The organism is Sphingomonas sp. BK345 (genome assembly GCF_014193845.1).
In the GTDB taxonomy this organism is placed as follows: domain Bacteria; phylum Pseudomonadota; class Alphaproteobacteria; order Sphingomonadales; family Sphingomonadaceae; genus Sphingomonas.
This window is the reverse complement of record NZ_JACHZX010000001.1, coordinates 18,286-39,109: the sequence shown is the minus strand read 5'-3', so window position 1 is coordinate 39,109 and position 20,824 is coordinate 18,286. Positions and strand designations below refer to the sequence as shown.

At 69.5% G+C, this 20,824-nt stretch carries 11 protein-coding genes; 6 read left to right on the top strand and 5 right to left on the bottom strand.

Annotated features, from left to right (window positions below; translation table 11 throughout):
• Nucleotides 1–110 precede the first annotated feature (110 nt).
• The 4 genes from FHY03_RS00125 to FHY03_RS00110 all read right to left on the bottom strand — a co-directional run bounded on the left by FHY03_RS00125 (nucleotide 111) and on the right by FHY03_RS00110 (nucleotide 10,618).
• Nucleotides 111–2,630, bottom strand: a complete 2,520-nt coding sequence (locus FHY03_RS00125; protein ID WP_311721265.1) for a glycoside hydrolase family 3 C-terminal domain-containing protein — start codon at nucleotides 2,628–2,630, stop codon at nucleotides 111–113.
• Nucleotides 2,627–5,221 (bottom strand): glycoside hydrolase family 2 protein, encoded by a 2,595-nt coding sequence (locus tag FHY03_RS00120; protein WP_183928021.1) that lies wholly within the window; start codon nucleotides 5,219–5,221, stop codon nucleotides 2,627–2,629. The genes FHY03_RS00125 and FHY03_RS00120 overlap by 4 nt, the downstream gene beginning before the upstream one ends.
• Nucleotides 5,221–7,551 (bottom strand): beta-N-acetylhexosaminidase, encoded by a 2,331-nt coding sequence (locus FHY03_RS00115; protein ID WP_183928019.1) that lies wholly within the window; start codon nucleotides 7,549–7,551, stop codon nucleotides 5,221–5,223. Before FHY03_RS00115 ends, FHY03_RS00120 begins: the two co-directional genes overlap by 1 nt.
• Before the next feature lie 271 nt (nucleotides 7,552–7,822).
• Nucleotides 7,823–10,618 (bottom strand): TonB-dependent receptor, encoded by a 2,796-nt coding sequence (locus tag FHY03_RS00110; protein ID WP_260158553.1) that lies wholly within the window; start codon nucleotides 10,616–10,618, stop codon nucleotides 7,823–7,825.
• Nucleotides 10,619–10,971: 353 nt separating this feature from the next.
• On the opposite strand from FHY03_RS00110, the gene FHY03_RS00105 reads away from it, so the two are divergent.
• The gene (locus FHY03_RS00105) at nucleotides 10,972–11,709 is read left to right on the top strand and encodes a GntR family transcriptional regulator (RefSeq protein WP_183921065.1); all 738 of its coding nucleotides are present in this window, start codon (nucleotides 10,972–10,974) and stop codon (nucleotides 11,707–11,709) included.
• Entirely contained in the window at nucleotides 11,709–14,594 is a 2,886-nt protein-coding gene (gene galA, locus FHY03_RS00100; protein WP_183928017.1) for a beta-galactosidase GalA, read from the top strand. The genes FHY03_RS00105 and galA overlap by 1 nt, the downstream gene beginning before the upstream one ends.
• A 256-nt stretch (nucleotides 14,595–14,850) precedes the next feature.
• Here the strand turns inward: galA and argJ are convergent, their stop codons facing one another.
• Nucleotides 14,851–16,077, bottom strand: a complete 1,227-nt coding sequence (gene argJ / locus FHY03_RS00095) for a bifunctional glutamate N-acetyltransferase/amino-acid acetyltransferase ArgJ (RefSeq protein ID WP_183928015.1) — start codon at nucleotides 16,075–16,077, stop codon at nucleotides 14,851–14,853.
• 233 nt (nucleotides 16,078–16,310) lie between these two features.
• Here argJ and FHY03_RS00090 point away from each other — a divergent pair, with 233 nt between their 5' ends.
• From FHY03_RS00090 to glpX, 4 genes are all read left to right on the top strand, one after another.
• Nucleotides 16,311–16,583 carry a hypothetical protein gene (locus tag FHY03_RS00090; RefSeq protein WP_221189934.1) on the top strand — a complete coding sequence of 91 codons (273 nt, stop codon included), beginning with the start codon at nucleotides 16,311–16,313 and terminating at the stop codon, nucleotides 16,581–16,583.
• 59 nt (nucleotides 16,584–16,642) lie between these two features.
• Complete coding sequence (locus FHY03_RS00085) at nucleotides 16,643–16,897, top strand: hypothetical protein (protein WP_183921062.1); 255 nt, start codon at nucleotides 16,643–16,645, stop codon at nucleotides 16,895–16,897.
• Nucleotides 16,898–16,988: 91 nt separating this feature from the next.
• Nucleotides 16,989–19,724: a preprotein translocase subunit SecA gene (gene secA / locus FHY03_RS00080; RefSeq protein WP_183921061.1), complete on the top strand. Its 2,736-nt coding sequence runs from the start codon at nucleotides 16,989–16,991 to the stop codon at nucleotides 19,722–19,724.
• A 132-nt stretch (nucleotides 19,725–19,856) separates the two neighbouring features.
• Nucleotides 19,857–20,822 carry a class II fructose-bisphosphatase gene (gene glpX, locus FHY03_RS00075; RefSeq protein WP_183921060.1) on the top strand — a complete coding sequence of 322 codons (966 nt, stop codon included), beginning with the start codon at nucleotides 19,857–19,859 and terminating at the stop codon, nucleotides 20,820–20,822.
• The last annotated feature ends 2 nt before the right edge of the window (nucleotides 20,823–20,824 follow it).

The following is a 20,824-nucleotide window of genomic DNA, read 5'->3' as shown; positions in this document are numbered from 1 at the left end:
CCGGACATGGTCCGGGATCCACCGTGCCGCGCGCGTCGCGATCGCGAGGTGCGCTGCGAGGTAGGCCCCGGGATGAATCCGGGGCGACGAGGTGGTAAGGCGAGGCGCCCTCACTTCGGCAGGTCTTTGTCCTCGCCCGTTAGAGTCACGGCGACCCAGCTTCCCTCTCCATCGCCCGGCTGGCCGCCGCCAACCCAGACGCGATAGGCGCCCGGCGGCACGTGGCGGCGGCCGTCGCGCTCGACCACGCTGAGGAAGCGCGGGTCGAGCGTGAGCCGTGCGGTGCCGCTCTTGCCCGGCCGGAGCGCGATGCGCTGGAAGCCGGCAAGCTGGCGCTGGAGTACCGGTGCCGTGAAGCTCCCACCCTTGGTGGCTGGCGGCACGACATAGGCCTGCACCACCTCCTCGCCGGCGCGCTGGCCCTGGTTCGTCACGCGCGCGGTGAGCGTCAGCGGCGCTCCCGCAGCGAGCGTGGCTGGCGCGCTGACTCGATCATAGCCGAAGCGGGTGTAGCTCAGCCCGTGGCCGAAGCCCCAGAGCGGTGTGCCGGTGAAATAGCGGTAGGTCCGGTCCTTCATGCCATAATCGACGAAGGCGGGCAGGTCGGTTGTCGCCTTGTAGAAGGTCACCGGCAGCCGGCCCGACGGGTTGGTCGCACCTGAGAGCACGTCCGCCAGCGCGGTGCCGCCCGCCTCGCCGGGGTACCATAGCGCCACGATCGAGTCCGCCACCGCGGGATCGACCGCGACCGCGCTGCCGCTGGCGAGCACCAGCACGATCGGCTTGCCCGTCGCCTTCAGCGCGGCGAGCAGCCGCTGCTGCGGCGCTGGCAGCGCGATGTCGGTACGGTCACCACCGACGAAGCCAGGTACCTGCACCTGGAGCGCCTCGCCCTCGAGGTCGGGCGAGAGCCCGCCGACCACCACCGCCACGTCGGCGCCGCGCGCGGCGGCGACCGCCTCGTCCAGCAGCGCGTCGGCGGGGGGCAGCCACAGCAGGCGGAAGCTGTCGTCCTCGCTGCGATGGTCAAGCGTGAGCTCGAGCGGCTGCGCGCTGCCATCGCTGTCGTAATCGATCTCGACGCGGCCCTTGGGCAGCGCACCGTCGTGGAGCACGCGCCCGCCGATCGTCAGCCGCGCGCTGTCATGCGTGGTGCAGTTCTTCCAGCATTGCGTCTGGTCGAGCACCAGCCGGTAGCGCCCCGCCGCCGGCGGCTGGAGCGCGCCGGTCCAGCGCGCGACATAGCCGGTCACCGGCAGCTCGGGTGCGGGCGCCGCGCGGTTGAGGTCGAGGTCGATCGTGCGCGCCGCGGCGGGGGCGACGGTGCGCTCGCCCGCGGTGTAGCTAACGGTCAGCCCCTTGAGCGCGGTCTCGGGCAGCACCACCGGCGCGCCGTCCGCCAGCACCGAGCCCTGCGCGTAGGTCGCGCCCGGGAAGCGCGCGCGCACGCCCTGTAGTGGCGTCACCGGGCGCGCGGCGGTGCCGTGGTAGTTGCCCTGGAGGACGCCGAGATCGTCCGCGTTGGCGCCGATCACCGCCACCTTGGTACCCGGCGCGAGCGGCAGCCGATCGCCGTCGTTCTTGAGCAACACGATCGCCTTGCGCGCCGCCTCCAGCGCGATCGCGTGGTGCGCGGGCGTGCCCACTTCGCTGGCTGCGATCTTCGACCAGGGACTGGTCGCGTCGAACGCGATGCCGAGCGCGCGACGCGCCTCGAGCGAGCGGATCAGCGCGCGGTCGACCTCCTGCTCGCTCACCAGCCCGCGCTTCACCGCCTCGGGCAGCGCGCCATAGGTGTTGCCGCAGTTGAGATCGTCACCGCCGCGCACCGACACCGCAGCCGCCTCGGCGACGTCGAGCCGGTAATGGTGGAAGAGATGGACGTTGGCGACCGCGTCGCAGTCGGAGACGGTGAAGCCGGTGAAGCCCCAGTCGCGCCGCAGCCGGTCGTTGAGCAAAGGCGAGGAGGCGCAGGCGGGCACGCCGTGGATGGAGTTGTAGGCGCACATCAGCGAGCGCGCCTTGCCCTCGGTGATCGCGAGCCGGAACGCGGGGGTATAGGTTGCCTCCACGTCCTGCGGGCTCGGGTCGACGTCGAAGCCGTCGCGCCCAGCCTCGGGGCCGCTGTGCACCGCGAAATGCTTCGGGGTGGCGATTACCTTGGGATAGAGCGGGTTCGGCCCCTGCAGCCCGGTGATGAAGGCGACGCCCAACTTCCCCGTGAGATACGGGTCCTCGCCGTAGGTCTCCTGCCCCCGGCCCCAGCGCGGGTCGCGGAAGATGTTGATGTTGGGGGACCAGATCGTCAGCCCCTCATAGATGCGGCGGTCGGCGTCGACCGGTCGCGCGTTGAAGCGCGCGCGCGCCTCGGTCGCGACCACGTCGCCGATGCGGTGGACCAGGTCGGTGTCCCAGGTCGCGGCCATGCCGATCGCCTGCGGGAAGACGGTGGCGTAGCCGTTGCGCGCCACGCCGTGCAGCCCTTCGCTCCACCAGTCATAGGCGGGCAGCTTGGCCTTGGTGTCGGCCCGCGCGGTGCTCTGCAGCTGCGCCGCTTTCTCCTCGATCGTCATCGTCGCGACGGTCGCGGCCACCGGGTCGGCGGCCTGCGCGAGTAACAGCCAGATCAATGCTTTCCTCCCAGCGAGCGCAGCACCAGCGCGCGCTTCAACGCGGTCGGCGATGCTGCGGACTCGATCGTGACGGTGCGGCTCTCGCCGGGCAAGAGGTCGAAGCCGTCGTCGGACGGTTGCGCCGCGGTGGCGCCGAAGTCGAGCATCACCGCCTTCGCCAGCTTCTGCGCGGTGACGGTGACGCTGCGCCCGTCCCAGCGCGCGCTGAGACCGGGATCGGGCCAGCGCATCGCCTTGGGTAGCACGCGCTCGATCACGCGGCGGCTCACCACTGCGTCGCCGATGATGAGCTCGGCCACCGCATAGCTCGCCTCGGCGGGCGCGGCGGCGAACAGCTCGGCGTCGGCGATCGAGGCCACCTCCGCGGCGGCGAGCGGCGCGAGCGTGAGGTCGCCGCCGCGCTCGCCCAACGCGCCGCCGTCGGTGGCGAAGGCGCGCACACGCCAGCGCGCCGCGATCGGCTGGGTCGCGTCGGACACGACGGCGATGCGCAGCTTTCCGTCGCGATGCTCGGCGACGATCGCCTGCGGCGCGAAGAAGCGACGCGCGGCATAATGGAGCAGCTTCCACCGCCCCGAATGATCGATGCTCGCCCAGGAGATCGCGGGCCAGACGTCGTTGAGCTGCCAGTAGAGCGAGCCCATGTTGGTCGGGCGGCAGGCGCGGTGATGCAGCGCGGCCAGCTCGATCGCCTGCATCTGGTTGACCTGCGTGAGATAAACGAAGTCGGCGAAGTCGCGCGGCTCGCCGAGGCGCTCGCGCAGGTAGAACATCAGCCGCTCGTTGCCTTCGCCGGCGAGGAACTTCTGGTGCGCGCGCATCACCGGCGCATCGGGGGTGAGTTTGAGCGTGCCCGCGAAGTCCTTGATCGTGGCGAGGTCGGGTGCGCCCTGGAAGCCGTACTCGCTCATGAAGCGCGGGCAGCTGTCGAGATAGTTCTCGACCGGCTTGGAGCCCGACCACACGTCCCAGAAGTGGCGGTCGCCGGCGGCATCAGTGTCGACCGGGCCCTCGTAACCGGTCGAGGGTGAGCCCGGCCAGTACGGGACCGCCGGGTCATAGTCGCGCACCGCGTCGCGCAGCACGCGGTCGAACAGCACCGCCATGCCGGTGCCGATCCGCTCCTGCTCGTCGGCGCCGACCCGCTTCTTGAACGCCTTGCGATCGGACCAATTCTCCCAGCCCGACAGCACCTCGTTGCCGCCCGCCCACAGCACGATCGAGGGGTGGCCCGAGAGGCGCGCGACCTGTTCCTCGGCCTCGACGCGGACGTTCTCGCGGAACGCCGCGTCGGGTGGAGTGACCGAGCCGCCGAACATGAAGTCCGACCAGATCATCAGCCCCATCTCGTCGGCGGCGTCGAAGAAGGAGTCGGGCAGATAGTGGCCACCGCCCCAGATCCGCAGCATGTTCATGTTGACCGCCTTGACGTCGCGCAGCAGCCCGCGCATCGTCTCAGCGGTGACGCGCGACGGAAAGCTGTCGAACGGGATCACGTTCGCGCCCTTGGCGAAGATCGGGATACCGTTGACGCGGAAGCCGAAGGCGCCGTCACCGCGGATCAGCTCGACGGTGCGCAGGCCGATACGGCGCTCGGCGCCGTCGCTCGTCGCGCCGTCCTCGACCAACGCGCCGCTGACGCGGTACAAGGGCTGAGCCCCATAGCCGACAGGTTGCCAGCGCTGCGGCGAGGCAATCGCGAGCGGCACGGTGACGCGGTTGAGCCCGGGGGCAAGCGAGACGTTCTGCTCGGCAGTGATGGTCTTACCGTCCGGCCCCGCCACCTGCGCGCGCAGCGTCGCGGTGCGCGCGCGATCGGCGATCACCTCGAACTTGGCGGCGAGCCGCGCCTCCTGGTCGTTGAGCGCGACCTGCTCGACCACCATCCGGTCGAGCCGCGCCTCGTCCCACGCCTCGAGCCGCACGTCCTGCCACACGCCGACGTTGACGATGCGCGGACCCCAGTCCCAGCTGTAATGGTACTTGGGCTTGCGGATGTAGGGCGAGGTCTGCTTGCCCTTGGGCTCGTCGCCGAACGAGGAGTCATACTCGCCCGGCAGCGGGTTCGCCTCCGCCAGCACCATCGGCTGGAGCTTTCTGATCGGCGAGGCGAAGGCGATCGTGACCTCGTTGCGCCCGACCCTCAGCCATTTCTTGGCGTCGACCCGCCAGCGGCGGTGCGCGTTGTCCGCGGTGAGCGCGACCTGACCGTTGATCGAGACGGTCGCGAACGTGTCGAGCCCGTCGAACACGAGGTCGAGATGGTCGCGCTGGAGCATCGCGGGCGTGACGTGGAGCACGCGCTGATACTGCCAGGCGGTCAGCCCGGCCCATTGGATCGCCGCCTCGTTGGTGCGCAGGAACGGGTCGGGCACCTGCCGCGTCGCGATCAGGTCCTGCTGGACGCTGCCCGGCACCGTCGCGGCGAACCACTGGGCGGCGCGGGGATGCGCCCTGGCCGCGGCGGCGTCGGCGGGGTCGATCCGCACGCGCCAGCCGGTGTCGAGCGGGGTAACGGCCTTGGGGGCGGCGGCCGCGGCGCCGGCGACGAACAGGAGCGGCAGGCAGAGCAGGGCGGTACGACGCATCAACGACGGTCCGTGAGGCTGACCCGCTCGACCGCGTACAGCGGCTCGGTGAGCGGGGAGGTGAACTGGAAGCAGAGGTCGCGGTCGCCGTCCATCGCCGGCAGCGTGCCGGTGAAGCGCTGCCGCTGCGGCGTGCTCGCGGGATCGGGCAGCGGGAAGCTCGCGACGACGGCGGGGCGGGGCGCGTCTGGGACGGGCTTGCCGTCCTTCATCGCGGGGCAGCCCAGCATCACCAGCAGCTCGCCGTGTGGGGTGACGTTGAAGTGGCGGCGCACCTTGTCGAAGTCGTGCGCGAGCCCGTGGTTGCGCGCCAGCCGCGCGACCTCGACGGTGAAGCCGCCCGCGACGTCGAGCGGGGCGGCGGGATAGACGCTGCACAGGTTGAAAATGTTGATGTCGTAGGTCGGCGTGTTGGCGGTGGCGTCGGTGGTGAGCGGCACGCGCAGCCCGCGCGTCTCGCCCGGACAGGCCGCCATCTCGCCCGACACGCGCGTGAGCAGCGCCGCGCGCCCGGTGTCGAACGCGCGCGGCGCGGCGAGCGCGGTGCCGGCAGCGTCGAACGGCGCGGCGCGCACCGTCTGCCCGAGCACGAGCGACAGCGGCGCGGCGTAGCGGCGCGACCTGGGCGTCGGCGCCGCGCCATCGAGCGTGTAGCGGATCGTCCCCTGCGGCGCGTCCTGCGCGAGCGTGAGATTCACCCGCTTGCCGCGCAGTGCCTCGCCACGCGTGCCCGCGAGCCGGAAGCCGACGGCGGCGCTGGAGTCTGCCACCTCGACCCCGCCGCGCTTCCAGCGCGCCACCTGCGGCTGGAGCCGCGTCAGGAAGCCGGCGAAGTCGCGCGGCCGCTCGATCCAGCTGTTCTCCGCCAGCGCGGCGAGGCGCGGGAAGATCGAGTGCTGATACTGATAGGGCGTGACGAGATACTCGCTCCACAGGTTCATCTGCGCGCCGAGCACGTGGCCCGCTTTGGCCGGGTCGAGCCCCTTGGGCATCGGGTCATAGGCGTAGGTGTCGGCGAGCGTCTGCACCTGGATCGGGCCGGGCGGCTCGTCGGCGCGGTGGCTCTGGAGATAGTTGATGTACATCGTCGGCGCGGGCGAGAGCACGACGTCGTGGTTCTGGTTCGCGGCGTCGATGGCGCCCTTCTCGCCGCGCCACGACATCACCGAGGCCGACGGGGGCAGGCCGCCCTCCAGGATCTCGTCCCAGCCGATCAGCCGCCGACCCTTGCTCGACAGATAGGTGCCGAGCTCGTCGATCAGCCAGCTCTGCAGCGCGTTCTCGTCCTTGCGGTGGAGCGCCTTGATCTGCGCCTGGACGGCGGGGCTGCGCTCCCACTGGTCCTTCACCGCCTCGTCGCCGCCGAGGTGGACGTAGGTGCCGGGGAACACGTCGATCAGCTCGTCGAGCACCTGCTTGACGAAGGCGACGCCCTCGGGCCCGGGATTGAGCAGATAGGGGAAGATGCCCCAGCCGTTGCCTGTCTCGGGGCGGTCGCCGAGCACGCCGAACTCGGGATAGGCCGCGACCAGCGCCTGGGCGTGGCCGGGAAGGTCGATCTCGGGGACGATCGTGATGCCGCGGTCGGCGGCGTAGCGTACCAGGCCGCGCAGCTCGTCCTGCGTGTAGAAGCCGCCGTAGCGCTGCATCGGCGCCGCGCCACCGGTGGAGGGCGGGGTGCGCCACGCGCCGACCTCGGTGAGCTTCGGATAGCGCTTCACCTCGAAGCGCCAGCCCTGGTCGTCGCTGAGATGGAGGTGGAGCGTGTTGAGCTTCACCGCGGCCATCTGGTCGACGATCCGCTCGATCTCGGGCAGCGGGAGGAAGTGCCGGGCGGTGTCCAGCATGAGCCCGCGCCAGGCGAAGCGCGGTGAATCCTCGATCGTCACCGCGGGCACGCGGACGGGCTGGCCGAAACGCGCGTCAGGGCTGAGCAATTGCACCAATGTCATCGCACCGTGGACGAAGCCCGGCGCGGCCGAGGCGGCGACGCGGACGCCGTCGCGCGCGACGGTGAGGCGATAGGCCTCATCGCCCTTGATCGAGGGATCGGCGACGAAGCGGATCCGCGCGCTCGTGGCCTCGACGGGCGCGAGTGCGATGCCGCGCGCGGTGCGGACATGATCGATCAGCAGCCTGGCCGCGGTCTCGGCCAGCGGCGTTTCCGTGGCCACGCCAGTGCCGGCGGCGACGGTCAGCGTGCCGGTTCCGCGCGTGAGCGACTGCGGCATGGGAAGCAGCTTGGGTACGTCACCGCCGCGCTGCGCCGTCGCCGGTGTCGCGATCACCAATGCCGCCCCGATCGAGGCCCCCAGCGTGCTGCGGATCATGCCCACCCCTTGGTTACGTTTTGGTATTAAGAGGTATCATGACCGATGCGCCGCCAGGCGTCCATGCCTCGGCCATAAAAAGAAAGGGCTGTGGCTTGGGGGATGCATGACTTCGTGGGGAGAGGCGAAGCCGTATGAAGAGCGGAGCCGCCCTCGCTTACTGTCACCCCGGCGAACGCCGGGGTCCAGTTGAGCGACGTTGGTGGCTCCCACCCCGGCTTCCCCAACTGGGCCCCGGCTTTCACCAGGGCGACAGGTATGGCAGCCCACTTTACATCCGGAAGGTGACACTTCCCACGAAGGTACGGCCGTTCTTGTAGAAGGCCGACGGGCGGTCGCGCGTGCCGCTATATTGCAGGTAAGTCTCGTCGAGCAGGTTCTGCGCGTTGACGGTCAGCGAGATGTTCGGCGTCAGCGCGAGCGAGGCCGAGGCGTCGAGCTGGTTGTAGGGCGCCACCATCTCGAACGAGTTCAGGCGGCCGATCGCGCGGAAGTAGGACGAGCGGTAATTGTAGCTGACGCGCGCCTGGAAGGGTCCCTTCTCGAAATAAGGGATGACGTTGACCGTGTGCTTCGAAAGATAGGGCAGGTTCAGCTCGCCGTCCACGCCCGGGATCACCGAGGTCGAGCTGTCCTGATAGGCATAGTTCGCCTGGATGCCGAAGCCATTCCAGATCTCCGCCTGGCCGTTGACCAGCACGCCGTTCACCTTCGCCTTGCCCGCGTTGATCGGGCTGGAGAGGCGATAAGTGTTGATCACCCGGCCCTCGAGCGAGTTGTAGAAGCTCTGGTTGTTGAGCGTCGTCGACAGGATGTAGTTGCCGATCTCGCGGCGATACAGCTCCAGCGACAGCAGCGCGCCCGCGCGCGGGTAGAATTCCGCGGTCACCTCATAGTTGGTCGACTCATAGGGCTTCAGGTTCGGGTTGCCGCCGCCCGCGTCGAAGGTGACGTCGTTCTGCGTGATCGATGCCGCGAGGTCCTGATAGCGCGGACGCGAGATCACCTTGGCCACCGCGCCGCGCACGATGACCTGCGGATTGATCTCATAGGCGACGTTGAGCGCGGGAAGGAACTTCAGATAGTCGGTCGAGGTGCTGGTCGGCACCGGGATCGGGTTGGGGTTGTCCAGGGTCGGCAGCGACAGCGCATAGTAAGACACGTCGCGCGTGTAGACGAGCCGCCCGCCGAGGTTGCCGCGCAGGCCGCCCTGGTCGAAATTGACCTGGACGTAGCTGGCGGCGGTGCGCTCCTCGACGCGGGTCGAACCGCCGACCTTGGTGAACAGCGGCGTGTTGATGCTGTTCGCCAGGATGTCGATCACCGCCTCGCGCGGCAGGTTGAGATATTGGGTCGCGGAGCCCGAGCCGCCAGAGCCGTCGAAGATGCCGTCCGGCGTGGTCAGCGTGGTGACGCCCAGCTCGGAGCCTAGCTTCGAGGTCGTCAGATAGGTGTTGATGCCGCGTGCGTCGATCTTGTTGACGTGGTCGGTGATCCGCGCGCCGATCAGCACCTGCTTGAAGAAGCCGTCGCCGAGCGGGACGGTCGCGTCGAAGCCGCCGAAGATGTCGCGATCGGTCGTGACGCTATAGTCGAGGCCGCCGATCTGCGCTGCGTTCAGCTGCGTGCCGTTGACGTTGTAGGGCACGCCCTCGATCGTGACCGGATTGTTCTGCGGGTTGGTGAAGTAATTGGCCGGGTTGGTCAGGTCGCCGGTATAGTTCACCTCGGCGGTGGTGGGGCTGATTGCGTAGCTGAACGGCAGCTTGGTCTGCACGTTGAACAGATATTCCGGGTTGCGCCCGCCGGTCGCCTTGCTCCACCCGCCGAGGAACGTCACCTTCGCGCCGTCGTCGCCTTCCCAGTCGGCGAAGAAATTGAGGTTGTCGGTCTTCAGCTTGGTCGCTCGCACCAGCGTGTCGACCTGCGCGTTGCGCTGGCTGGTCGCCGCGCCGAAACTGGCCTCGGTCACCAGACCGTTCGAGACGGTCGCCGATTGCAGGTCCGCGCCGCTCCACGCGCCCGGGATGGTGTACATCGCCTGGCTATAATTGTTGTAATTGCCGTTGATGTGCAGGCCGTTCAGGGTCAGCGTCAGGTTGCTCGCCGGGCGGTACTGCACCGTGCCCGAGACGCTGGTGCGCTCGCGCTGCTGCTGGAAATAGGCGTAGTTGATGCCGAACGGCGAGGCGGCCTTGTACAGGTCGGAGATGGTGCCGCCGCTGACCGTCGCGTTGGGGTTCTTCAGGCTGAGCGCGCCTGTGGCGCTGTCGCGATTGACGAACGGGCTGCTGTACGTGCCGTCGGCGTTGGGAACGCTGTTGTCATAGCCGAAGAACTCGACGCCCGCGCGGACCAGCTGCTGCTTGTCATAGGTGGCGGCGACGAGGAAGCCGAAGGTCTCGTCTTTGTTCTTCCAGCTGTACAGCCCCGAGCCGCGGACGCTGCCCTTGTCCGAACGGTCATTGTAGGTGTAGCCGCCCGAGCCGAACAGCGAATTGGCCTCCAGCTCCAACGGCCGACGCGTGCGCACGATCACCGTGCCGCCGAGGCTGCCGTCCTCGAGCCGCGCCTCGGGCGACTTGTAGACCTCGAGCCGGTCGACCAGCTCGGGTGCGAGCAGCGAATAGTTGAAGGTGCGGCTGGACGGGTCGTTGTCGTTGCCGCCCCAGTCGGCCGAGGCGAGCGCGTGGCCGTCGAGCAGCATGCGGTTGAGCGCCGGATCGGTGCCGAGGATCGCGACTTTCTCGCCCTCGCCGAAGCGGCGGTCGATCGACACGCCGGGGATGTGCGCGAGCGATTCGGCGACGTTGCGATCGGGAAACTTGCCGATGTCCTCGGCCGAGATCGCGTCCACCACCGCGTTGGCGCTGCGCTTGACTTCGATCGCCTGCCGGAGGCTGCGCGCATAGCCGGTGACGACGACGTCCTCGCCGGTGGCGTCGCTCGACGGATCAACCGCCGGGGCGGCCTCGCTCGGCGGTGTGGTCGAGGGCGGGGTCTGCTGCGCCTGCGCGGTGCCAGCGAGGCCGGTCAGCGCGGTCGAGAGTAGGACCAATTGCCGCATACGCATCGTCATATTCTCCCCTTTGGGCGATCCGGCCCTGACCGCTCGCCCGATGTGAAAAGCCGTATTCGCCCCGCGACCGCGCGTCGGGTTGATCCCGCTCTGCGATTTCAACATGGTATAACCAAAGTATACCAATCAAGCGACAAAAAATTGCACTTTGGTTACGTGTCGTGCACGTTCCAGTAAGTGGCGGACGGGGTTGGGTTTCCCGATCCGGCCGTGATGGCCGGGTGGCGTGCTCGGGCCGGCACTAAGTGGTTCTATCGATGGGATCGCGGCGATTGTGGCGGTGGACCGGTTCCGGTACGCTGCGATGATCCGGCGACGATCGGCGGGCAGGGGAGAAGAGAATGGGGTTCGCCGAAGAGATCGGAAAGTTCCGGCGGGGCAATGCGGCGCCACTCTACCTCCAGCTACAACAGGTGATCCGCGACGGGATCGGCGGCGGCAAGCTCCAGCAGGGCGACGCCATCCCGGCCGAGCGCGATCTCGCGGTTGAATATGACGTGTCGCGCATCACGGTGCGCAAGGCGATCGGCGGCCTGGTCGAGGAGGGATTGCTCACCCGGCGGCGCGGCGCGGGCACCTTCGTCGCGGGGCGCGTCGAGAAGAGCTTCTCCAAACTCTCGTCCTTCACCGAGGACATGGCAGCGCGCGGCAAGACCGCGTCGAGCCAGTGGATCCTGCGTGCCGCTGGGACGGTGAGCCCCGAGGAGTCGATGGCGCTCGGCCTGTCGCCCGGCGCGGCGGTGTACCGCTTCCACCGGCTGCGCAGTGCCGACGACGAGCCGATGGCGCTCGAGCTCTCCACCATCGCGGGCTATTGCCTGCCCTCGGCCGAGGCGGTGGGTGACTCTCTTTACACCGCGCTACAGGCGGCGGGCAGCCGGCCGGCGCGCGCGCTGCAGCGGTTGCGCGCGGTGCCGTTCGGGGGCGAGCACGCGCGCATGCTGGGTGTCGAGTCGGGCCATGCGGGTCTGCTGATCGAGCGGCGCGGCTTCCTGCGCGACGGGCGCGCGGTGGAGTTCACCCGCTCTTACTATCGCGGCGACGCGTACGACTTCGTGGCCGAACTCTCCGATCTCTGATGCGGCGGCGTGACTTGCTGCGCGGTACCGCCGCGCTCGCGACGGTCGCGGGCGCGCCGCTCGCTGCGGCGCCGGCCGCGCGCCGTTCTGCCGGCGACGGGCTGCCGATGCCCGCGCCCGTTGACGCGTTGCCGCCGCCCGCCTTCGTCGGCGATCCCACGCGGGTGCGGCTCGAGCGCGGCTGGCTGTTCCACGAGGGCGACATCGCGCCGCCGCGGCTCGACACGCACAATGCCACCTACCTCAGCGTCAAGGCGGGCAACGCGCAGGGCGCGGCGGCGATCGACTATGACGATTCCGACTGGCAGCGCGTCCGCCTGCCGCACGATTGGGCGTCGGCGCAGCCGTTCGTCGCAAGCGCCAATGTCGCGCAGGGCTATCGTCCACGCGGGATCGGCTGGTACCGCCGCCACTTCGCGCTCGACGTGAGCGACCGCGGGCAGCGGATCGAGCTCCACTTCGACGGCATCGCCACCAACGCGACGATATGGGTCAACGGCAGCGTCGTGGCGCACCAATGGTCGGGCTACACCAGCGTCTACGTCGACCTGACCCCGTTCGCGCGCTTCGGCGAGGAGCTCAACACCGTCGCGATTCGCGTCGACGCCGAGGCGATGGAGGGCTGGTGGTACGAGGGGGCAGGTCTCTACCGCCATGCCTGGCTGGTGCGCCGGCCGCCGGTCTCGATCGCGAGCGACGGCGTCCATTGCGACCCGCGCCGCGGCGCGGACGGCGCGTGGCACGTGCCGGTGGCGGTGACGCTCACCAGCGTCGCGCGCGACGATCGCGCGGTGCGGGTCGAGGCACGGCTGCTCGATCCAAACGGGCGCGAGGTCGCGCGCGGCGATACCGAGGCGACCGTCGCCGCGCTTGACGAGGCGGAGGCGCGCGTGTCGCTCGCCGCCGGCGCGCCGCTGTTTTGGTCGGTCGAGCGGCCGACGCTCTACACCGTCGTCACGCGCGTCACGGGCGAGGGTATGGCCGACGAGCGCCGTACCCGGATCGGCTTCCGCACCGCGCGCTTCGACGCGAACGAAGGCTTCTTCCTCAACGACCGGCCGGTAAAGCTCAAGGGCGTCTGCCTCCACCAGGACCATGCCGGCGTCGGCGTCGCCGTGCCCGACTCGCTGCATCGCTGGCGGCTCGAACGCCTGAAAGCGATCGGCTGCAACGCGATCCGCTGCTCGCATAACGCGCCTGCCGCCGAGTTCCTCGACCTGTGCGACGAGATGGGCTTCCTCGTCATGGACGAGAACCGCCAGTTCAACCCCGCGCCCGATTATATGGCGCAGCTACAATGGCTGGTGCGGCGCGACCGCAATCATCCCTCGATGATCCTCTGGTCGGTGTTCAACGAGGAACCGATGCAGGGCACTCCCGCGGGCGTCGAGATGGTGCGGCGGATGGCGCATGCGGTTCGCGCGCTCGACGACGCACGCCCGGTCACCGCGGCGATGAACGGCGCTTTCTTCGAGCCCGCCAGCGTGTCGAGCGTCGTCGACGTCACCGGCTTCAATTATTATCAGGGCGACTATGACCGCTTCCACCAGCTCTTCCCGACCCGCGCGCTGACCAGCTCGGAGGACACCAGCGCGTTCGAGACTCGCGGCGCCTTCGCCAGCGACCCCGCGCGCCATGTCATCTCTTCCTACGACGACGAGGCGGCGAGCTGGGGCGGGACGCACCGCGCGACCTGGCGTGCGATCGCGGAGCGGCGCTTCGTCGCGGGCGGCTTTACCTGGACCGGCTTCGACTATCACGGCGAGCCGACGCCTTATGCCTGGCCGACGATCTCGAGCTTCTTCGGCATCATGGATCTCTGCGGCTTTCCCAAGACCGCCTATGACGTTCACCGCGCACACTGGGTCGACGATGCCGCGGTGGTGTCGATCGCGCCGCACTGGACCTGGCCGGGGCGCGAGGGGCAATCCGTCCGCGTGCTGGTGATGAGCAACGCCGAGGAGGTGACGCTGACGCTCAACGGCCGCGCGCTCGGCACGCAGCGAGTCGACCGGATCATGGGCAACGAGTGGCAGGTGCCGTACGCGCCCGGCCGGATCGAGGCGGTGGCGCGGCGCGACGGGCGCGAGGTGGCGAGGGCGGCGCACGAGACGGCGGGCGCCGCGGTGGCGCTGCGGCTCACCCCGGCGCGGCGCGTGATGCTGGGCGACGGCGAGGACGCGCTGCCGGTGACGGTCGACGCGATCGACTCGCGGGGGCGCCACGTGCCCACCGCCAACCTCCCGGTGCGCTTCGGCGTCGGCGGTGCCGAGATCATCGGCCTGGGCAACGGCGATCCCAACAGCCACGAACCCGAGCAGGGTGACGCGCGCAGCCTGTTCAACGGGCTGGCGCAGGTGATCGTGCGCGCCGCGGCGAGAGGCGGTGCGGTGACCCTGACCGCCACGTCGCCGGGGCTTCGAAGCGCGCGCGCGACGATCGACCGGCGCGCGATGGCGTCCCCGGCCAATTGGCCCGAGCAGCGTCGCGCCCAGCCGCTGGCCGAGTGGCGCCGCTCGCCCGCGTCGCGCGAGCGCCCCGCCGCGAACGCCGCGCCGCCCGATGGCGACAACAACAGCTGGGCGTTCGTCCGCCCCGGCGCGCTGGTGCCTGGCGAGGCGGGCGCGGACTGGCATGCGTGGCGCACAGTGGTGCGGCCGTGGCGGCGGGTCGGCGCCGAGGGCGGGATCATCCGCTTCGATTCGGTGGCGGGAAGCGCCGAGCTGTTCGTCGACGGTCAAGCGATCGCGAGCAAGCGCGACGCGACGCCGGGTCGCTTGGAGGCGCGGGTGCCGGCAGGGTCCGGCGAGCGGGTCGTGTTGCTGCTGGTCAAGGGCGCGGCGCGGGCGGGGATCGCCGGCGAGGTGACGCTCGGCGCGAACTGATTGGCCACTTGGGCTCCACCTCTCCGACAGGGATCGTTGCCCGTTTGACGCGGCGCCTCCCGCCATCGTCATTACGGCCTTGAGCCGGTACCCATGGCTCCGCGAGAGCAACGCCTCCAGCGCTCGCGGCGCAGTGGATCCCGGGTTAAGCGCGAAATGACGAGAAATTCGTGGTTATCCGTCGGTGCGGCCATCCCGAACAGCGGTCTAACGGTCGGGACGATACCGTCTCGCACCACCGCCGCCGCGCCGCACCTCAGCTGCGATAATCCGCGTTGATCGAGATGTAACCGTGCGTCAGGTCGCAGGTCCACACCGTGGCGCGACCCTCGCCGAGCCCGAGATCGACCCCGATCTCGACTTCTTGCCCTGTGAGATGCGCCGCGACCGGCGCCTCGTCATAGCCCTCCACCGCGAGGCCGTCGCGCGCCACCTGGGTGGCGCCGAAGCGGATCGACAGCCGGTCGCGCTCGGCCGGCTCGCCCGCCTTGCCCACCGCCATGACGACGCGGCCCCAGTTGGCGTCCTCGCCCGCGATCGCGGTCTTCACCAGCGGCGAGTTGGCGATCGACAGCGCGACTCGGTGCGCCGAGGTGTCGCTCTCGGCGCCCTCGACCGTCACCTCGATCAGCTTGGTCGCGCCCTCGCCGTCGCGCACCACCAGCAACGCGAGCTGGCGGCAGACGTCGGCGAGCGCGGCGCGGAAGGCGTCGGCGCCCGGGCTGTCGTCGTCGGCCAGCGGCGTGTTGCCCGCCGCACCGGTAGCGAAGGCGAGCACCGTGTCGCTGGTCGAGGTATCGCCATCGACGGTAATGCACGAGAAGGTGCGCGCGTTCGCCGCGGCGAGCGCCGCCTGGAGGAACGGCGCCTCCACCGCGGCGTCGGTGAAGACGAAGCCGAGCATCGTCGCCATGTCGGGCGCGATCATGCCCGATCCCTTGATGATCGCCGCGATCGTCACAGTGCGCCCGTCGACCACCGCAGTCGCGCTCGCACCCTTGGGATAGGTGTCGGTGGTGCCAATCGTCTCGGCGGCGGCGCGCCAGCCCGCCTCGGGCGCGGCGAAGGCGGCGGCGACGCCCGCCTGCGCCTTGTTGATCGGCAGCGGGACGCCGATCACGCCGGTGGAGGCGACGAACACGTCGGACGGCTGACAGCCGAGCTGCGCGGCCGCCTGCGCGGCGATCGCCTCCACCGCGGCACGCCCGCGATGCCCGGTGAAGGCGTTCGAGTTTCCGGCATTGACCACCAGCGCGCGAGCATGGCCGAGCACCAGCGCGGCGCGGCACCATTCCACCTCCGGCGAGGGGCATTTGGAGCGGGTCAGCACACCGGCGACGGTGGTCCCGGGAGCGAGCTCGGCCAGCGTGAGGTCGGTGCGGTCCCACGACTTGTAGTGCGCGCGCGCGACCCGGAGCGTCACCCCAGCGACGCTCGCCATATCGGGGAAGGTAGTGGCAAGCGGGGAAATGGACGTCGACATGGCGTCCTCTTAGGCGCGGCGGGAGAGCACGCAAAGGGGCGCCATGGTGGAGCATCGCGATGAGCGCGGCGCGCGGTCGGGCTGGATCGCCAATGCGCGAGGCAGTCGTCTCGCTGCCGCGACATATTGGGCCATGATGGGCGCCGCCGCGCTCCCCGCCGCGCCGCTCGGCAACGGTCAGCGGCCCTCTGCGAAGCGATGCGCCATGCGCCACGGCGTCGGGGCGCGGGGCGATGGGCCGCTGGCGCGCAGGAGCCATCCGTCCACGCCCGACCGGCGATGGCGGCTTTCAAGAAGCGCTGGCCGCCTATCCCGGCGTCATCATGGCCTCGATCATCTTGCAGCCGGACGGTGATCTGATACCGCGGACCCTGCGGGAAACCGGCCTCCGGGTGCCGCCGCACAGCTGGACGGCGCGCGACTTCCGGGACATCGATGCCTATATGAAAAGGGGTCATCGACGTCGCGCATGCCCGCGATGGGCGGCTCGAGCGCTGACAAATTGATGGTTTACCGCACGCCCGCCCGGTGGACGGGCGGTTCGTCTCGTCTTATGTCCAGCGGCGTGAACCTGTTGCTGCTCCTCTCGGCCCTGCTCTCCGCGCTGACCGGCGTGGGGGCTAGCGCGCGTCAGGCACAGCCGGCGCAGGCGGTGGCGCAGCAGGCGCGTGCCGTCGCGATCGTCTCCGCGGCGCGACGCGTTGCGGTGCGCCCGGGGCAGGTGCTCGCCGCGCTGATCGCGAGCGCCGCCGCGCCGCGCGTCGCGATGCTCACGCTCGCGCCGCGCGAGCCGATCTTCGCGGGCCGCCGGCGCGTCTAGCGCCGCGCCGCGTCCGTTCTCCCTCTATCAGATCAGCGTGCGCGCGTCGGGGAACGGCGCCGCAGCGCGCTCCCCAAACAGGACCAGGCCCATGTTCGGCGGCATTGCCAAGACCCTCTTCGGTTCGTCCAACGACCGCTACGTCAAGTCGCTCAACCCGATCCTCGCCAAGATCGCGTCGTTCGAGCCGACGTTGCAGGCGATGGACGACGACACGCTCGCGCAGCAGACCGTCCGCTTTCGCGAGCGACTGGCGAACGGCGAGACGCTCGACCAGCTGCTGCCCGAGGCCTTCGCGACGGTGCGCGAGGCGGCCAAGCGCGTGCTCGGCCAGCGCCACTATGACGTGCAGATGATCGGCGGCATCGTGCTCCACCGCGGCGAGATCGCCGAGATGCGCACTGGCGAGGGCAAGACGCTCGTTGCCACGCTCGCCACCTATCTCAACGCGCTGCCGGGCGACGGCGTCCACGTCATCACCGTCAACGACTATCTCGCCAGCCGCGACGCCGACTGGATGGGTCGCGTGTACCGCTTCCTCGGGCTCACCACGGGCGTGATCGTGCCCAACCTCACCGACGAGGAACGCCGTGCCGCCTACGCCGCGGACATCACCTACGGCACGAACAACGAGTTCGGCTTCGATTACCTCCGCGACAACATGAAATATGAGCGCCAGCAGATGGTGCAGCGCGCCTTCGCGATGGCGATCGTCGACGAGGTCGACTCGGTGCTGATCGACGAGGCGCGCACGCCGCTGATCATCTCGGGGCCGACCGACGACAAGTCCGAGCTGTACATCAGCGTCGACGCGATCGTGAAGCAGCTCGTTCCCGACGATTACGAGAAGGACGAGAAGCAGAAGACGATCGTGCTGACCGAGGACGGCACCGAACGCGCCGAGCGCATGCTTGAGGCCGCCGGGCTGCTTCAGGGCGCCAATCTGTACGACTTCGAGAATACCCAGGTGGTGCACCACCTCAACCAGGCGCTGCGCGCGAACGTCATGTTCAAGCGCGACACGGACTACATCGTCAAGGACGGCAAGGTCGTCATCATCGACGAGTTCACCGGGCGCATGATGGACGGTCGCCGCTGGTCGGACGGGCTGCACCAGGCGGTCGAGGCCAAGGAGGGCGTGCAGATCGAGCCCGAGAACCAGACCATGGCCTCGATCACCTTCCAGAACTATTTCCGCATGTATCCCAAGCTGGCGGGCATGACCGGCACCGCCGCGACCGAGGCGGCCGAGTTCTACGACATCTACAAGATGAACGTCGTCACCATTCCGACCAACAAGCCGGTGCACCGCGTCGACGAAGAGGACGAGTTCTACAAGGACACGCAGGACAAGTTCCGCGCGATCGCCAAGAAGATCCGCGAGCACTCGGAGAAGGGCCAGCCGGTGCTGGTCGGCACGGTCTCGATCGAGAAGTCTGAGCTGCTCAGCGAGTTCCTGCGGCAGGAGGGGGTCGACCACTCCGTCCTCAACGCGCGCTACCATGAGCGCGAGGCGCATATCGTGGCGCAGGCGGGCCGGCTCGGCGCGGTGACGATCGCCACCAACATGGCGGGCCGTGGCACCGACATCCAGCTCGGCGGCAACCTCGAGATGCGCGTCGAGGACGAGCTGGCGGGCATGCCCGAGGGCCCCGACCGCGAGGCCGCGATCGAGCAGATCCGCGCCGAGATCGCGGCCGAGAAGCAGAAGGTGCTGGAGGCGGGCGGGCTGTTCGTGCTCGCCACCGAGCGGCACGAGAGCCGTCGCATCGACAACCAGCTGCGCGGCCGCTCGGGCCGCCAGGGCGATCCCGGCCTGAGCCGCTTCTACCTCTCGCTCGACGACGACCTGCTCCGCATCTTCGGGCCGGACACGTTGTTCGCCAAGATGATGCGCAGCAACATCGCCGACGGCGAGGCGATCGGCAGCAAGTGGCTGACCAAGGCGATCGAGACCGCGCAGAAGAAGGTCGAGGCGCGCAACTACGACATCCGCAAGCAGGTCGTCGAATATGACGACGTGATGAACGACCAGCGCAAGGTGATCTACGAGCAGCGCGCCGACATCATGGACGCCGAGACCGTCGGCGAGGTGGTGAGCGACATGCGCGCCGAGACGGTCAACGCGATCGTCGGCGAGTCCTGTCCGCCCAACTCCTATCCCGAGCAGTGGGATATCGAGGGGATGAAGGCGCGGCTCGCCGACATCCTCAACCTCGAGCCGCCGATCGACGAGTGGCTCAAGGAGGACGCGATCGACCCCGAGATCGTCACCGAGCGCGTCCAGGCCGAGGCCGACGCCGCGGTGGCGAGCAAGTCGGCCGATCTCGAGCCCGAGACCTGGACCCAGGTCGAGAAGTCGATCTTGTTGCAGAACCTCGACCATCACTGGAAGGAGCATCTCGCCACGCTCGACGCGCTGCGCCAGGTGGTGCACCTGCGCGCCTATGCGCAGAAGACGCCGATCAACGAGTATAAGCAGGAGGCGTTCAACCTCTTCCAGCGCATGCTCGACGCGATCCGCGAGGACGTGACGAAGACGATCGCGCACGCCCAGTTCCGCATGCAGGAGCCGCCGCCGCTGCCCGAGCTGCCCGACTTCATCACCACCCACTTCGATCCGTTCACCGGGGAGGACAATTCGAACGACATCGATGCCGGCACGCTCGGGCTCGTGACGACGCAGCTGCCGCCGCTCCAGATTCCGCAGCCGACCGCCGCCGATCTCGGCGAGGATCCGGCGAGCTGGGAAGGGCAGGTCAGCCGCAACGCGCCGTGCCCGTGCGGGTCGGGGCGCAAGTACAAGCACTGCCACGGCGCGGCGTGACGATCGGGCTCCCGCGGCGGCGGGGGCTCAAACTTTCGCTGACACCGTTGTTGAACATGTAAAACATTCTGCCTCGACAGCGTCATGCGTGCGCCGTATCGACGTGGCCTCACGCCGCAGCGAAGGTGACTCATGCCCCAGGCCAGCAAGGTACTCGACCGTGTCCTCGTGCTCGAGATGGTGCGGGTCACCGAGGCGGCCGCGATCGCTGCCTCGACGCTGACCGGCCGCGGCGACGAGAAGGCCGCCGACGCCGCGGCGGTGGAGGCGATGCGCGCCGCGCTGAACGAACTCGACATGGACGGCACCGTCGTGATCGGCGAGGGCGAGCGCGACGAGGCGCCGATGCTCTACATCGGCGAGAAGGTCGGGACGGGCCAGGGACCTGCGATCGACATCGCGCTCGACCCGCTCGAGGGCACCACCATCTGCGCCAAGTCGGGGCCGAACAGCCTCGCGGTGCTCGCCATCGCCGAGGCGGGCGGGCTGCTCAACGCGCCCGATGTCTATATGGACAAGCTTGCGGTCGGTCCCGGCCTGCCAGCCGGCGTCATCGACCTGGATCGCACGCCCAGCCAGAACATCGAGGCCATCGCCGCCGCCAAGGGCGTGCGGCCGCAGGACATCGTCGCCTGCGTGCTCGACCGCCCGCGGCACGAGGCGCTGATCGCCGAGCTTCGTGCACTCGGCTGCGGCGTGGTGCTGATCGGTGACGGCGACGTCGCGGGGGTGATCGCCACCAGCGACCCGGACACGACGATCGACGTCTATATGGGATCGGGCGGCGCGCCCGAGGGCGTGCTCGCCTGCGCCGCGCTGCGCTGCGTCGGGGGCCAGTTCAAGGGCCGGCTGCTGTTCCGCAACGATGACGAGCGCGCGCGCGCGCGCCAGTGGGGGATCGAGGACCTCGACCGCCAATATGATCTCAAGGAGCTGGCGAAAGGTGATTGCATCTTCGCCGCGACCGGCGTGACCGACGGCTCGCTGCTGGAGGGCGTCAAGCGCCGCCGCGACAAGATGACAACCGAGAGCGTGGTGATGCGCGCCTCGTCGGGCACGGTGCGCTGGGTCAAGGGCGAGCACCGAATCGAGCGCTGACG

What these genes read in the sequence shown, in the direction of transcription:
- FHY03_RS00090 (WP_221189934.1), top strand. Translation starts at nt 16,311, where the DNA reads ATGGGCCGCTGGCGCGCAGGAGCCATCCGTCCACGCCCGACCGGCGAT.
- FHY03_RS00105 (WP_183921065.1), top strand. Translation starts at nt 10,972, where the DNA reads ATGGGGTTCGCCGAAGAGATCGGAAAGTTCCGGCGGGGCAATGCGGCG.
- glpX (WP_183921060.1), top strand. Translation starts at nt 19,857, where the DNA reads ATGCCCCAGGCCAGCAAGGTACTCGACCGTGTCCTCGTGCTCGAGATG.
- secA (WP_183921061.1), top strand. Translation starts at nt 16,989, where the DNA reads ATGTTCGGCGGCATTGCCAAGACCCTCTTCGGTTCGTCCAACGACCGC.
- FHY03_RS00110 (WP_260158553.1), bottom strand. Translation starts at nt 10,618, where the DNA reads ATGCGGCAATTGGTCCTACTCTCGACCGCGCTGACCGGCCTCGCTGGC.
- argJ (WP_183928015.1), bottom strand. Translation starts at nt 16,077, where the DNA reads ATGTCGACGTCCATTTCCCCGCTTGCCACTACCTTCCCCGATATGGCG.
- galA (WP_183928017.1), top strand. Translation starts at nt 11,709, where the DNA reads ATGCGGCGGCGTGACTTGCTGCGCGGTACCGCCGCGCTCGCGACGGTC.
- FHY03_RS00120 (WP_183928021.1), bottom strand. Translation starts at nt 5,221, where the DNA reads ATGCGTCGTACCGCCCTGCTCTGCCTGCCGCTCCTGTTCGTCGCCGGC.
- FHY03_RS00115 (WP_183928019.1), bottom strand. Translation starts at nt 7,551, where the DNA reads ATGATCCGCAGCACGCTGGGGGCCTCGATCGGGGCGGCATTGGTGATC.